This is a genomic window from Muricoccus roseus (assembly GCF_900141905.1).
Classification (GTDB): Bacteria; Pseudomonadota; Alphaproteobacteria; order Acetobacterales; family Acetobacteraceae; genus Roseomonas; species Roseomonas rosea.
Genome location: NZ_FQZF01000028.1, coordinates 45488 through 60494 on the forward strand (window position 1 = coordinate 45488; position 15007 = coordinate 60494).

10 protein-coding genes are annotated in these 15007 nt (G+C 70.3%); all 10 read right to left on the reverse strand.

Translation table 11 applies throughout. From position 1 onward, the window contains the following. Nucleotides 1-3: 3 nt before the first annotated feature. On the reverse strand, nucleotides 4-975 hold the full coding sequence (locus tag BUB97_RS19790; RefSeq protein ID WP_073137965.1) for a tripartite tricarboxylate transporter substrate binding protein: 972 nt from the start codon (nucleotides 973-975) through the stop codon (nucleotides 4-6). Nucleotides 976-1097: 122 nt separating this feature from the next. After that, nucleotides 1098-1853: an aspartate/glutamate racemase family protein gene (locus tag BUB97_RS19795; RefSeq protein ID WP_073137967.1), complete on the reverse strand. Its 756-nt coding sequence runs from the start codon at nucleotides 1851-1853 to the stop codon at nucleotides 1098-1100. A 7-nt stretch (nucleotides 1854-1860) separates the two neighbouring features. After that, nucleotides 1861-3126: an NAD(P)/FAD-dependent oxidoreductase gene (locus tag BUB97_RS19800; protein WP_073137969.1), complete on the reverse strand. Its 1266-nt coding sequence runs from the start codon at nucleotides 3124-3126 to the stop codon at nucleotides 1861-1863. Nucleotides 3127-3131: 5 nt separating this feature from the next. Further along, on the reverse strand, nucleotides 3132-4049 hold the full coding sequence (locus BUB97_RS19805; protein WP_073137972.1) for an NAD(P)-dependent oxidoreductase: 918 nt from the start codon (nucleotides 4047-4049) through the stop codon (nucleotides 3132-3134). A 110-nt stretch (nucleotides 4050-4159) separates the two neighbouring features. Further along, entirely contained in the window at nucleotides 4160-5212 is a 1053-nt protein-coding gene (locus tag BUB97_RS19810) for a Bug family tripartite tricarboxylate transporter substrate binding protein (RefSeq protein ID WP_086062377.1), read from the reverse strand. A gap of 128 nt (nucleotides 5213-5340) precedes the next feature. Then, nucleotides 5341-7386 (reverse strand): glycosyltransferase, encoded by a 2046-nt coding sequence (locus BUB97_RS19815; protein ID WP_073137974.1) that lies wholly within the window; start codon nucleotides 7384-7386, stop codon nucleotides 5341-5343. Then, on the reverse strand, nucleotides 7383-8387 hold the full coding sequence (locus tag BUB97_RS19820) for an NAD-dependent epimerase/dehydratase family protein (protein ID WP_073137976.1): 1005 nt from the start codon (nucleotides 8385-8387) through the stop codon (nucleotides 7383-7385). Before BUB97_RS19820 ends, BUB97_RS19815 begins: the two co-directional genes overlap by 4 nt. Before the next feature lie 2 nt (nucleotides 8388-8389). After that, nucleotides 8390-9658 (reverse strand): glycosyltransferase family 4 protein, encoded by a 1269-nt coding sequence (locus BUB97_RS19825; RefSeq protein WP_073137978.1) that lies wholly within the window; start codon nucleotides 9656-9658, stop codon nucleotides 8390-8392. Beyond that, nucleotides 9658-10617 (reverse strand): glycosyltransferase family 2 protein, encoded by a 960-nt coding sequence (locus BUB97_RS19830; RefSeq protein WP_073137980.1) that lies wholly within the window; start codon nucleotides 10615-10617, stop codon nucleotides 9658-9660. The genes BUB97_RS19825 and BUB97_RS19830 overlap by 1 nt, the downstream gene beginning before the upstream one ends. 2 nt (nucleotides 10618-10619) lie before the next feature. Continuing rightward, nucleotides 10620-14999 carry a rhamnan synthesis F family protein gene (locus BUB97_RS19835; RefSeq protein ID WP_073137982.1) on the reverse strand — a complete coding sequence of 1460 codons (4380 nt, stop codon included), beginning with the start codon at nucleotides 14997-14999 and terminating at the stop codon, nucleotides 10620-10622. Nucleotides 15000-15007 lie beyond the last annotated feature (8 nt).

The window sequence follows — 15007 nt, forward strand, 5'->3', positions numbered from 1 at the left end:
GCCCTACCCCGCGCGCGCGCCGGAGGCCTCGATCACGCGCGACCACATGTCGCGCTCGCGCGCCAGGAAGGCCCCGAAGGCCTCACCCGTGAGCTTGCCCGGCTCGGCGCCCGTCGCCTCCAGCTTCGCCTGCAGGCCGGGTTCCGCCAGCGCCTCGGTGACGAGCGAGGCCACGCGCATCCGCAGGGGCGGCGCCATGCCAGACGGCCCGGCCAGGCCGAACCAGGCCTCCGCCTGGAAGCCCGGCAACCCCGCCTCGGCGAGGGTGGGCAGATCGGGCAGCGCCGACGCGCGCTTCTCCCCGGCCACGGCGAGGGCACGCACCCGGCCCTCCCGCACCTGCGGCAGCACGGCCGGGAGGTTGTCGAACAGCATACCGATCTGGCCGGCCACGAGGTCCGTCATCGCCGGGGCGGCGCCGCGATAGGGCACATGGACGATGTCGATGCCGGCCATGCTGCGGAACAGCTCGCCCGCGAGGTGGTTAGTGCTGCCATTGCCGGAGGAACCGAAGGCGATCCGGCCCGGCTGCGCCTTGGCGAGCGCGATCAGCCCCGCCACGTCGCGCAGCTCGAGCCCCGGGCTCGTCATCAGCACGATGGGCACGGTGGCGACGAGGGCGAGCGGCGCGAAATCCCGCGACGCGACATAGGGCATGGTGGCGAAGAGCGCGTTGTTGATGGTCAGCGGACCTGGTGCGGTGAGCAGCAGCGTGGTGCCGTCGGGGGTGGCCTTGGCCACGGCATCGGCGCCGATATTGCCGCCGGCGCCGGAGCGGTTTTCCACGATCCAGGGCTGGCCGGTCCGCTCGCGCAGCGCCTCGCAGAGCAGGCGGGCGACGATGTCGTTCGAGCCGCCCGGCGGATAGGGGACGACGACGCGCACTGGCCGGTCCGGCCAGGCGGGTTGGGCCGCGAGGGGCCGGGCCGCGGAGGCGGCCAGGGCCGCCCCGAGCAGGACACGCCTGTTCATCATCGCACGCTTCCTCCGGAATTCTTTTCGGTTGGCGCCAAGAGTGGCGCTCACCCGGTTCCGGGACAAGCGGCGCGGTGGAAGCGTGCGGGAAGCCGGCGCCGGGGAGGCGCCCGCCCCGGCGATCAGCGGATGGCGAAGTCGCGCGGGCGGAGGCCGGCGTGGAAGTAGGTGATCATCGAGTAGATGTCGAAGACGGGGCGTCCGGTGGCGCGCTGCACGGCGGCGGCATAGGGCGGCATGTTCGTGCATTCGAGCACGATGGCGCCTACCTCCGGATGGCGTGCGACGAGGCGCTGGGCGGCCTCCACGACATCCTGCTCGGCCAGGTCGATGTCCATGTCGTCCTTCTCGGCCCGGATGAGCACGCGAAAGAACTCGCGGCCATTCTCCGTTCCCTCGATGGGGATATCCAGCGGCACGCCCACGGCCTCCAGATGCTTCGGCGTCATGGTGGCGGCGGAGACGGTGACGAGGCCGACGCGCTGGCCCGGCGGCAGCATGGCCTGCACCCAGGGCACCTGCATCATGGAGCTGGTGGCGACGGGCACGCCGACATGCGCCGCCAGTTCCTTCTGGAAAAGGGAGAGGAAGCCGCAATTGGTGGTGATGGCCTCGGCGCCGAGGGAGACGAGGTCGGCGGCGGCTTCGAGGAAGGTGTCGAGCAGGCCGTTCGCGCTGTTCAGCACCACCTTCTCCGGGCTGGCGCCGCGGACGACGCGGTACAGCACCGGGAAAGGCCAGGTGCCGCCATTGCCCATGTCGCCATGGATGCGGGGGAAGCGGGCCTCCAGCATGAGGATGCCCAGCGGTGCACCGTACAGGGCCTTGCCGCCGCGGGCGATGCCGCGGCGGTGGGTGGGGGCGGGGATGGCGGTCATCGCGGCCTCAGCGGAAGCGGTGGGGGGAGAAGGGAGCGATGTCGATCTCCGGCGGCCGGCCGGAGAGAAGCTGCGCGACGATGCGGCCGGTGCGCGGCCCGGCCACGAGGCCGACATGGCCGTGGCCGAAGGCATGGACCACATCCGGGCAGCCCGAGGCGGGGGCGAGGACGGGCATGCCGTCCGGCGTGCTGGGGCGGTGGCCCAGCCAGGTGGTGACGCGGTCCGCCGGGTAGGGGTTGGGCAGGGCGGGGAAGGATTTCAGCAGGTGGTCGCGCAGGATCTCGGCGCGCTTCCAGTTGGGCGCTCCCTCCAGCCCCGCGATCTCCACCTGCCCGGCGGCGCGCAGCCCATCCGCCATCGGGTTCACCACCATCTTCGCCGGGCCAAGGCCGATGGAGTGGCGCGGGCCGACATTCACCCCGTGGAGCATGACATGATAGCCGCGCTCGGTTTCCAGCGGCACGCGGTCGCCCAGCTGCGCGGCCAGGGGCGCGGAGCGGGCGCCGCAGCAGATCACGGCCGCGTCGCATTCCTGCATGGTGCCGTCGGAGAGGGTGACGCCCTTCAGCGCGCGGCCTTCCAGGCGGAAGCCGGTCGCGGCCGCCTTGCGGAGTTCCGCGCCGTTCCGCTGGGCATGGGCGACGAGGGCCGCGACGTAGCGGCCCGGGGAGAGACAGCGCCCCGCCTCCTCCGTCAGCACGGCGAAGGTGTAGGCGGGGTCGAGATCGGGTTCGGCGGCCCGCAGCGCCTCGCCCTCCAGCTCGGTCCAGGTGATGCCGACCTGGCGGCGGATGCGCCAGCCCATGGCCTCGGCCTCGAAGCCCGCGCGGGAATGCCAGGCGTTCATCAGGCCCTTGTGTTCGATCAGCTCGGGCACGCCCGCCTCCTTCGCCAGGGCGGCGTGGAGGATGGGGCTGTCCTTCAGCAGCGGGCGGAGGAATTGGGCGATGCGAAGGAGCTTCGCCTCCGTGCTGCCGGCCGCGAGGTAGCGCAGCAGCCAGGGCAGGACCTTGGGGAAGTACTGCCAGCGCACGGCGAGCGGGCCGAGCGGGTCGCGCAGGAAGCCCGGCACCTTCTTCCACAGCCCGGGCGCGCTGGGCGGCAGCACGGAATGGGAGGAGAGCCAGCCGGCATTGCCGAAGCTGGCCGCCTGCTGGCCGCCGGGCTCGGCCGGCTCGATGATCGTCATGCGATGGCCGGCGCGGAGGAGCTCCACCGCGCTGGCCGCGCCCTCGATTCCGGCGCCGATGACGGCAACGTGCCTGCCCATGGCGTTCAGCCCCCGCGGGCGATGCGGCGGCAGTGCTCGAGAGCGGCTTCGATCAGGTTGTCGCTGGCTTCCGGCGTGCGGAAGGCGGAATGGGCGGCCAGCGTCGCGTTCTCCACCTTCGAGAGGAAGTGCCCGGCCGGCAGCGGCTCCTCGGCATAGACGTCGAGGGCGATATGGCCGATCGCGCCGCTCTCCGCCGCCTTCGCCAGTGCCGCCTCATCGGTGATGGCGCCACGGGCGGTGTTCACGAAGATGGCGCCGGAGCGCATCTTCGCGATGCGCTCGGCGGAGAGGAAACCGCGCGTCTCGTCGTTCAGCAGCAGGTGGAGGGAGACCACGTGGCTCTCGGCCAGCAGCGTGTCGAGATCGACGAAGGTGACGCCGGGCGCCTCGCGCGCGGTGCGGTTCCAGGCAAGCACGCGCATGCCGGCGCCGTTGCAGAGCCGCGCCATCTCCGCGCCGATGCCACCGAAGCCAATGAGGCCAACGGTCTTGCGGGTGAGCTCCACGCCATCGGTGCGGAGCCACTTCCCGGCGCGGATGCCGCGATCCATGTAGGCGAGGCCCTTGGCGGCGGCCCACATCAGGGCGAAAGCCATCTCGGCCACCGCCGTGTCGCCATAGCCCTTGATGATATGGACCTGGATGCCGCACTCGGCCTCCAGCTCCTCCGGGTTCATGTAGCTGCGGGCGCCGGTGCCGAGGAAGACGACGTGCTTGAGGCCCTTGCACTGCCGGGCGATGGAGGTGGGCAGGTGAGTGTGGTCGATGATGGCGATCTCGGCATCGCCGAGCAGGGCCGGGAGGGCCTCCGAGGTGATGTCGGGCTGGATGTTGTTCTGGAGGGGGATGTCGCTGGCGCGGCGGAGGCGCTCGGCCACGGCCGCGAGGGTGGGGTTGGCATCCACGAAGACGGCGCGCATGGGGCTCTCCAAATCCTGCCCCTCGGGGATGCGTCGGGTTCTCTCGCCGGTCAAGGTGAAGAAGGCCGGAGAGTGAACTCCCCAGCCGCTGCGCGTGCTTCCGTTCCTCCCTAGTCCGGCCGCATCTCGGCCAGGCGCACGACCTCGGCCCAGCGGCTGCGCTCGGCCTGGATGAAGTCGCGGAAGGCCTCGGGCGTGCCCGGGGCGGCCTCGGCCCCCTCCCCTTCCAGCCGCGGGCGTAGCTTCTCGCCGCGCAGGATGCGGGTGCATTCGGCGTTCAGGCGGTCGATGACCGGGCGCGGCGTGGCGGCGGGGGCGACGAGGCCGTACCACTGGTTGGCCTCGAAGCCGGGATAGCCCTGCTCGGCGACGGTCGGGATGTCCGGCGCGCCGGCGAGGCGGCGGGCGGAGGAGACCGCGAGGGCCCGGAGCAGGCCCGCGCGCACCGGCGGCAGGACCGGCGGGCCGCCGGTGAAGGTGAGGTCGATGGTGCCGCCGATCAGGTCGTTCATCATCGGCCCGGTGCCGCGATACGGGACGTGCTCCATCCGCGTGCCGGTGGCGAGGGTGAAGGCGGCCATGGCGATATGGGCCGCGGAGCCGTTTCCGCCCGAGCCATAGGTGAGGCCCCCGGGACGCCGGCGGGCGAGCGCGACGAGATCCGCGATGCCACGCACATCGTTCTTACGGGGGTTCACCACCATCACATTGGGCACGATGGCCGCGAGGGTGATGGGGGCGAAGGAGCCGACCGTGTCGTAGCTGAGGTTGCGGTAGAGGGACGGGTTCACGGCGAGCGTGCCGATATGCCCCATCAGCAGGGTGTAGCCATCGGGCGGCGCATGGGCGACGAGCTCGGTGCCGATGGTACCGCCGGCGCCGCCGCGGTTCTCCACCACGAAAGCTTGGCCCAGCGCTTCCTGCAGCTCGGCGGCGAGGGCGCGGGCGATGATGTCGGTGGAGCCGCCGGGGGTGAAGGGCACCACGATCCGCACCGGGCGGTCAGGCCAGGGGGACTGGGCGCGGGCGAGGCGAGGGGCGGCACAGGGGGCGAGGAGCAGGCCCGCGAGCGCCGCCCGGCGCGGTAGACGCGTCCCGCCGGTCGCCACCGAGCCAGCCAGGCCCGGGCGACCTAACTCCCGCAACGGCAAGGGCCCCTGCATTCCGGCGTCCTCCAGCCCGCTCTTCGTCGGGCGGGGAGGATGCTAGGCGCCGGGCCGGCCGGTCGGCACATCGCTTTTTCGGCCCGAACTATAGGCCCGGGGTATAGCTTCCCCCCGGAAGCCGAGGGCTACCCGTATTCGGCGCCGACACGGGGCGGGAAGGCGAGGCGCCATTCGAAGCCGTTGGTGAGGCCGAGATTCGGGTTGTGGAACGGGTCCGCGGCGCAGACCTTGGACCAGCGTTGGCGCATCCGCCGGATCTCCTCCTCCTGGAAGGGCTGGCGATCGCCCGCGTAATGCGAGCCATAGGTCTGAAGCTCGTGATGGTGGAGCTCCGCCTGCGGCACATAGACGATGCTGTGCCCGGTCTCGCCGATGCGGAGCGCGAAATCGACATCGTTGAAGGCGCTGGGATAGCTCTCGTCCAATCCGCCCACCTGCTCGTACAGGCTGCGGCGGACCAGCATGCAGGCGGCTGTCACGGCCGAAAGCTGCTGGGCGAGGACGGCGCGGTGCATGTAGCCCGGATCCGAGCCGGGGAGGTAGCGATGGGCGTGATCGCACAGGCCAGCCAGCCCCATGATCACCCCGCCATGCTGCACCCGGCCATCCGGGTAAAGAAGCCTCGCACCCACCACGCCCACCCGAGGGTCGCGCAGGAAGGCGGCCATCCAGCGAAGCCAGTCCGCCCGGATCGGCGAGACATCGTCGTTCAGAAGCAGGATGTGGTCGCTGCTGGTCCGGGCCGCGACGTGGTTGTTCGCCGCCGAGAAGTTGAACCGCGCCGCCTCGAGCCAGGTGACATGCGCGTTCGGGTATCGCCGCAGTTCCTCCGCCGCGCCGCGTTGCTTCGCATCCAGCTCGGAGGGCTGCATGACCACGACATGCAGGTCGAGGCCCGGATGGTCAGTTCCCTCCAGCACGGCGCGGACGCAGCTCAGGGAATGGGGCTGGCGAAGGGTGGAGGGGATGACAACGGTGATCCGCTCCTCCGCACGGCGATCCCGCAGGTTGAAGGTGACCGGCCAGTTCGGCTCAGGCGCGATGGCGGGGCCGCCCTTGGCGAGGTGCTGTTCCACCACGCGGGAGAGCCCCTCCAGGGATGCCGTCTCGGTGTCCGGCCGCCGGTGCGACAGGACGAAGGGAATGCGCTGGCTGAAAGGGTCCGGCTTGTCCTCGTAGCGCGCCAGCCACACGAGGGTGCGCAGCTCCTCCGCCGACTCCGCACCGGCCACGGCATGGCGGAGGAAGGTGGAGCGGCGCACCAGCCAGAGGCCGCGCGCGAGCGTGCCGGACAGCATCAGCGCATGGTTCGGCATGGGCTTGAAGTGCGGCGAGTGCCGCTCTCCGCCTGGCGAGATCTCGTCGTCATCCGCGATGGCGACCTCCGGCTCGCCGAGCCGGTGCAGTTGGTCAGCCGCCAGCAGGGTGGCGTGGGAGGGCAGCACCTCACCGGCCGAGAGGATGCCGACATAATCCGTGTCGAGACCTTCCATCGCCTCCGCGAAGACGCGATCGGAGGCCGGATCGATCACCTTGTGGGCCACGCCGCCTCGCTGCGTAGCCAGGCTGCGCAGCGTGGCGGCGAGGGCTTCGGAGGAGGGATCCCTGGCCAGGACGAGATAGGCGATCGAGGGCTGTGCTGCGCTGGACGGGAAGGTCTCGCCGTCCCACTGGTCGAACAAGGTGATCCAGGTGGCATAATCCTGCCGGGGGATGCGAGCTTCATAGGCGGTCGTGGCCAGCATCTGCCGGATCTGCCGGCGAAGCAGCCCTGGCCGGAGCGAGGCGTGGCGCAGGAGGCCTGACAGGGTGCCGCGAGGGGCCTTGAGCAGCAGCTTGGCGGAAGCGAGTGCCCTGGTGAGACGCCGCATGGTGAGCCGCGGCTTGCCCAGGGCTGATGCGGCGTGTCCGACGGCGTGGAGACGCAGCTCCGTCGCAGCGCCCGGGATGAAGCAGACCAGCTTCTGCCGCATCCCTCCCGCGCCGCCACTCTTCGCGGCTTCGTGCAGGTAGAGATTGCCCGAAAGGGAATGTCCCGCCCCATCATGGAGCGTGACGAAGAGGATCGCTGAAGACTCCTCGCCGGTCAGATCCAGCGTGATCTGCGCCCAGCCGTTCCGGGCCTGCGCGTGGACAGGCTCAGTGGAGAGGAGGACTGGCCTGCGGCTCATGCGCAGCCCCGCAGGGCGCGTGCCCGCTCATCCTGACGCCCCGCGCCCAGCACGCCGCTCTGACGGAGCCAATCCGCGGTGCCCCGCAGGCCTTCCAGCCAGCCGGTGCGGGGCGTCCAGCCCAGTTCACGGCGGATCAGCGAAACATCCAGGACATTCACCGGTACGTCCACGGCCCGCCCCGGCCGGAACACGAGGTCGGCGCCCTCCAGACCCAGGACCTGATCCACCGCGGCCACGACCTCGAGGATGGATCGGCCGATGCCAGAGCCGAGATTCATCACCCGGTGCGGCCCGGCATAGACGGCCGCGCGCAGCATCGCGTCCACCATGTCGTCGACATGCAGGAAGTCCCTCACGACACGCCCGTCACCCCAGATCTCGACGGGCTGCCCCGAAAGGCGCCGTGCCATCAGGGCGGCGATCACACCCTGGCCGCGATGCGGATTCTGGTAGGGTCCGTAGGGATTGGCGGCCCGCAGGACCACCGCCTGAAGGCCGTTCCGACGCGCCTGCAACCCCAGATGCTTCTCGACCAGCAGCTTATGGATGCCATAGGCCGAAATCGGGTCGGTCGGGTGATCCTCCGGAATCGGGAGGCGCCGCGGCATGCCGTAGACAGTGCCGCCGGAGGAAATGAAGACCATGCGCTTCACCCCGGCGGCCCGGCACAGCTCCAGGAGTTCGACGGAGGCCGCGGCATTGCCGCGCAGATCCTCGGCCGGGTCACGCTCCGCCAGGTCCGGGATGCTGCCGCCGAGCAGATGGAAAACGACGTCCTTTCCCCCCAGAGCCTCGGCCAGCGCTGCACGGTCCTGGAACTCGGCATCGGTCCAAGGCATCGGGGGAAGTGCTTCAGGATGGGCCGGCGCGCGGCCAAAGCCATGCACCACCGCACCGGCCCGGGCGAGGGCCGGGCAAAGATTGGCGCCAATGAAGCCGCCCGCCCCGAGCACCAGGCATTCGGCGCCGGCGAGGCGCCCGACAAGATCCCGCTCCATTCCTAACCGGCGTCCTGCAGGAAGCGTTCCATCTCGCCCACCATCCGCTCGAAGGTGAAGCGGCGGCCGGTGGCCTCGCCCTCATGGGCCAGACGTGCGCGGAGTGCGGGGTGCTGCGCCAGGCGCGCGATGGCACGGGCCAGGTCCGGTGCGTCGCCACGCCGGAAGAGCAGCCCCGACTCTCCGTCCCGCACGATCTCCGGGTTGCCGCCTACATCGGAGGCGATGGTCGGGATCCCGCAGGCCAGGGCGTGGATCAGCGTGAGAGAGAAGGGCTCATAGAGCGAAGGGAAGAGATACACATCATGCGAGTCGAACAGCGCGGGCAGTTCGGCTTCCGCCACCACCGGGCGGAGCACGACATCCGCGGGTCGTCCACTGCTCTCAACAGCCTGCGCAAAGCGCCGCATGTACGCCTTGTCCTGCTCGTCGCCGATCACGGTCAGGGTGATGCGACCGACGCCAAGTGCCCAGGGATCGAGCAAGGACAGGGCCTCGACCGCCGTATGCGCGCCCTTCAGGTCCACGAGGCGGCCCGCGAAGAGAAGGCGGAGCGAGCCGGGCTGGACCAGCCGCGTCCGGTCCGGCACGGGCGCCGCCCCGCGCGGCGCCTGCTTCACCCCGTTGTGGATCACGCGATGCGTGCGGAACACCGTCCCGCCGGCCGCGTAGAAGTCCCGCATGAAGCGGGAGCCGAAGATGGCCTCCAGCTTGCGCGGTGGCGTGATGCCGGCCAGCCGCTGCAAGGCACGCTTCGCGCGCCCGGCCGCCACACGCCAGGAAGCGGGCTGAGCGGGTGGCACGAAGCTTCCCGCTCCATGGACCATGTCGCGGAAGAAGCCGCTGACGAAGGCCGGATTGCGCATGACGAGCAGCCAGTTGTCCGTCAACATCACGACGGTCCGGTAAGGGCTGGCCTCCAGCTCCGCCAGGATTGAGGAATCGAGGAAGAAGAGGTTCCAGGCGAAGACGATGTCCGGCCGGACCTCGTCCAGCACCCGGCGCAGCGCGGCCAGATTGCGCGCGTTGATCGCCGCACGCTCTTCCTCTCCGCCGGAGAAGGGGGTGTAGATGTCCGAACCCGTGAGGAGCTCCAGCTCCCGGATGACGCGCTGACCGGGGTAATCGGCCCGCTCCGCACCAAAGGTGCTGGTGAGGACCGTCACCTCATGGCCACGCGCCACCAGCTCGCTGGACACCTCGTGGCAGAGGCGTTCATAGCCGCCGACGACATTGGGCGGGTAGAGATTGCTCAGGACGAGGATCCGCATCACACCCACCCCAGCAGCTGCGCCCTGAAGGCTTCGTCCGACAAGAGTGGGGCGAGATCGAGGCGGCCAGTTCCGTGGCGGCGCAGATAGGCCATGCAAGGCAGCACGGCGCGCGCGAGGTCATGGCGCCCCAGCACCTCGCTCATGGGACCTACTCGGCTCCAATCCGGCTCCGGCGCATCGGGACGGTCCCAAAGGAGGGTGAGATAGGCAGCGGCGGAGGCCGCCCATTCGGCCCGCACCTTGCGATGATCCTCAGAAATCGTGTTGCTGCCATGGATACGGTAGCGCAGCAGCGGCGCGTCCAGCAGCGCGATGCGGTGCCCTAGCGCGAGGGCGCGAAGGGCGAAGTCGAGGTCATGCGTGTAGCGCAGCGCCGCGAAGCCGCCGATCCGCGAGACGAGGTCGCGCCGGAACAGGAAGTTCGAGGTGGTCATGAGGAAGTTGCCGTTCACCAGCGCCGTGGCCATGTCCGGCGTGGCACGGTGGAAGGCCAGCACCTCGGCATACCAGTCGTTGCTGATCTCCCGCCCCTGGCCGTCCATGAACGCCATACCGGATGCGGCCAGCGCGGCCTCCGGTTCGGCATCCAGGCGCAGCGCCAGCGCATCCAGCCGGCCCGGCAGATAGATGTCGTCGGAATTCAGGATGGCGACGAACTCGCCGGAACACTCAGCCATGCCGGCGTTGATCGTTGCATGCGCGCCCTGGTTCTCCTGCGAGCGGAAGCGGATGCGCGAATCACGCTGCGCCAGACGCATCATCACCGCAGCGGAATCATCGCGAGAGCCGTCGTCGATGACGATGACCTCCCGCAGCACGGCGCCCTGAGACAGGACGCTTTCGATGGCGGGGCCGATATAGGCGGCATGGTTGTACAGCGGGATGACGACCGAGACCCGCCCCTCCCCCGCACTCCTGTTGGCTTCAGCGCGCGCCCTGCGGAACAGCCCCAGCAAGGTCAGAAGCCACGCTGCTTGAGGCGCTGCGCCAGGCCCGGCGGGACGCGCGTCACCAGGGGCGCGGGCTCCTTCCGCACCGGCAGCATCACCGGGCCGCTCAGCGCCACGCCGTGCTCGCCGAGGAAGCGGCCGAGATCGGCGGGGCTGCGGGCCGTGACGATGGTGCTGGTCTCCGCGTAGAGGGCGGGCTGCGCCACCTTCAGCCAGGAATGGCCGCTGCGCTCGCAGGCGAGGAAATAGAGCCGCTCAATGGCATGGGCGGGCGTATGGTCGAGTTGCGCGCCCTCCTCCGGAAAGTCCTCGAAGGAGAGGTTCAGGTCCAGCAGCGGCTTCAGCGCCGCCGGCCTGGCCCAGAACATGGAACCGGACGGGAAGTCGAGCGCGCGCACGGGTGAAAGCGACAGGCCCATGCGGGAAGCCAGGCCCCGGGCCGCGTCGAAATTGCCGTTCCAGCCGATCCAGCGCCGGATGGATTCGTAGTGCTGTGGCGCGACCATCCCGAGCTGCGGCAGGCGGGCGAAGGCATCCAGGATGCTGGAGACCACCGCGGGCGAGCCCATCAGGTTCTCGTAGAGGAAGCTGCGCCAGGGCGCGAGGAAGTCCGCATGGTCCGAGCGCTTGGAATGCAGATGAAGGACCAGGTCGTGATCCGCATGGGCATCCGCGAAGCCGATGAGCTTCGGCGCGATGTCCCGCCCCCGGTTCGGGGTGATGCGGACCGTGACCGAACCATTCTGCCAGCCCGAGAAGGTCGCGCGGATCGCCGCTGCCTTCTCCTCCGTGTCCGTGGAGAGGAAGAGATCCGCAGGGACGGGGAGATTGCGCAGATAGGCGCGCACCTCCGCCCCGATCTCGGGGTGGAAGAGATGGCAGATCACCGCCACCCGCGGCGCCGGAGCGGCCATGGGCGGAAAGTCGAAGGGCAGGGCGAGGCTGTAGTCCGATTCCAGCGGGCGGCTCGTATTCGGCTCATCCTCCGGCTGCGGCTCCGGGCGCGCGTCCCGGGCAGGCGCGTCCTCCGGGGGCTCCGGGCGACGGCGCGTGATCGGGACGGCCTTAACGAGCTGGCGCACGCGCGCCGTGAAGGCCTCGGGCGCGGTTTCGCGTCGGACCGTCTCCAGCGCCGTCCGGCGCACGGCCTCCCACAGGTCGCGGTCGGAATAGAGGCGGGCGCAGGCAGCGGCGAAGGCCGCAGCGTCATCGGCGACCAGCACCTCCTGGCCGTCCTTCCAGCCGAGCTGGCCGGCGATCAGGCTCGTGACCACCATGGGGATGCCGAGCGCCGCGGCCTGATGAACCTTGTGCGGGATGCCGGCGCCGAAGCGGCTGGGCACCACCATCACCCGCGCATCCGCTAGGCCCTCGCGCAGGTCATCGACCATGCCGCGCAGCTCGAGCGCCGTGCCGCCCAGCGCCTCGACCGACTTCGCCTTGTTCATCCCGATGACGGTGAGCCGCGTCTCCTGGCCGATCTGGCGACGCAGGCCGGGAAGGATCTCGTTCGTGAACCAGCGCACGGCATCGGCATTGGGCGCGTCCTCCGCCTGGATGGCGCCGAGGAAGACGATCCGGTCGCGCTCTGCATAGCCGCTCGCGAGCGGCTCGTCCTCCAGCGCATGGGCAAGGATCTGGACGTTCTTCGCGCCATAGGTCTCGAGCGTTTCCTGCTCCGCCGGCGAAACGGAGAGCACCGCATCGGCCAGACGCGTGAGCGCGATCTCGGATGCGACCATCCGGTGCCGCTCCAGCTCCGACGGCGGATCGCCCTTGGCTTCGCGGCGCTGGACGTCGCGGGTCACGAAGAGGGCCTCTGCGTCGTAGATGACGCGTGCGTCGCCGATCACGTCGCGATCGGCGCCCACCGCCTGCTCGAACAGGGCCATGTTGGGCGGGCGGCAGACGATGATCGCGTCGAAATGCCCGCGGCGCGCATCGAGATAGGCACGCAGCTGCGTGTGATCGGCCGCGATCAGCACCTCGATCCGCTTGTCCAGCGCGCGACGGACACCGTGCCAGGTCTCGGCGTGACGGTGGATCGGGAACAGCGCGACCTCGGCCCCGGCCTCGACGAGTTCATGCAGCAGCCGGTTCGCGCGGGGATAGCCCGTGCCCAGCTCCGGCTTGGGCACGCGGTCATCGATGACCAGCACGCGGGGCTTGTCGGAGCGCGCACTGCGGGCGGCGACGACATTCATCGGGTCCAGCGGGAACTGGCCGTCCAGCCACTCGCGGTGGCGCTGGGTGAAGATGCGGTGGTTGGCTGCCTGCAGCGCCAGCGCCTCGTCGGAGGACGAGGAGCTGCCGAACTCGTAGTGGATGATGGCCGCATCCGGGTCGAAGACGACGCGGCGCCCGCTCTCCCAGAGGCGGAGGCAGTAATCCGTTTCCTCGTAATAGGCGGGGGCGTAGCGCTCGTCGAAGCCGCCCATCTCCTGCCACACCGACGCGGGGGTGAGGAGGAAGGCACCGGAGCAGTAGTCCACGTCGCGCTGGAACATGAAGTCCGGTGCGTTCGGGTCCTGGCCGCGGCCATAGCCGGAGGCGGCGCCGTTGCGCCACAGGCTGGAGCCTGCTTCCTGCAAGGTGCCATCGGGGAGGATGATGCGGCCACCGACCGCGCCGATATCCGGTGCGGAATCCAGCGTGCGCAGGGCGGAGGCGACCGCGCCGGGCAGGAGCTGCGCGTCGTTATTCAGCAGCAGCAGCGTGCGGCCGGTGGCCGACTTCACCGCGCGGTTCACGCCCTTGAGGAAGTGCAGGTTAGTTTCGCTGCGGATGATGGTGGCGCCCTCGATCCGGTCCAGCAGCTCGCCCGTGCGGTCGCTGGAGCCGTTGTCGAGGATCACCACCTCCACCCCCGGCGCATCCGTGCCCGACAGGGTCTCGGCGATCGAGGCCAGGCAGCCGAAGGTCAGCTCGGCCTGATTATACAGCACGAGGATGATGCTGACCTCGGGCCGCTCCGCCCTCGGCAGGCGCAGATCGGCCGTGCTGGCGAGGAACGCTTCCAGGCGCGCCGAGAGCAGCGTGCGCATGGCCGCCTTCACCGGGGGATTCGCCGGGGGAGCGGAGGGAGCCTCCGGCCCGGCGGGCTGCGCCTCGGCCTCGGCGGGTGCCAGCGCGGGAGGCGGCAGGGCAGGCGCGGCCGGCGGCGGCGCGAGCCGCCGCTCCTTCAGCAGACGCACCGCCACGCGCAGGGGGCGGGTGACGCGCCAGGAGGTGGAGTTGACGTAGCGCGCCGTGGTCGCCTCCACCGCGGCCTGGGCCTGTGCGACGCGGTTCTGCGCCTCCAGCAGAATCGCCTCGCGCTCGCGCTGCAGGTGGTGCAGCCGCGTTTCGTACTCGTGCCGCTGGTTCCGCAGGTCGGCGGTGAGGCGGATGGCGAGATTGTCACGGGAGAGGATGATGTGGTCGCGCGTCTCCAGCGCGGCCGCGCGGGCGGCCGCGGTGTTACCGAGGGCGGCGATCATCGCATCCTTCGCCGCCACCAGCTCCCGCTGGGCGGCGAGGAGGTCCTCCTTCCACGCCAGTTCGGCGCGCACGGCGTCGGTGGCACCCGCGGCGGAGCGCAGCTGCGCCGTCAGGTCGGCGATATGCGCCTCCTTCTCGGCCAGGCCGGCATCCTTCGCGGCCACCTGCTCTCGCACGGCCAGGATCTCCGCCTGGCGCTGGAAGGCCTCCCCGCGCGATGCGATGCGGCGGCGGAAGGCCGCGGCGGCGTCAGCGCCGAGGGAGAAAAGGGCCCGCATGGCCGGAGCCTGGTCCGGGCCCACGCCGAGCACGCCCAGACCGTTCGAATGATCGAAGGCGAAGGAGGGATACTGAACCCGCAGTTCTTCCCACAGGCGCCAGACGCCGAACCCGCGCTCGCGCACATTGACGTCGTGGAAGAGCACGACACCGCGGGAGGAGAGCGCGGAGCGCCAGATTTCGAAGTCGTGCCGGACGGCCTCGTGGCTGTGGAGGCCGTCGATATGCAGCAGGTCTATCCCGGCGCCGGCGGCGCCATCGGGGAAGTAGCTGCGCGCATCGTCGAAGGTGGTGCGCAGCAGGGTGGAGAACTGGGCGTAATGGGAGGCGTTGAAGCGGGCGACATCGGCATAGACGTCCTCCCCGTAGCGGCCCGCATGCTCGTCGCCCTGCCATGTGTCCACGGCATAGGCGCGGGCGCCGGGGCAGAAGGCATCCAGCGCCTGGCAGAAGGCGAAATAGGAGTTGCCGGAATGCGTGCCCAGTTCCACAAGACTGGTGGGGCGCAGCGCCTTCACCACCCAGAAGGCGAAGGGAATATGCCCCGTCCAGGGGCCGGGCTGCACGATCCGCACCGGATCCCAGGCCAGCTCGGCACCGAGGTCGAGCTCATCCAGTCCGTTCGCCATTCGCGCCG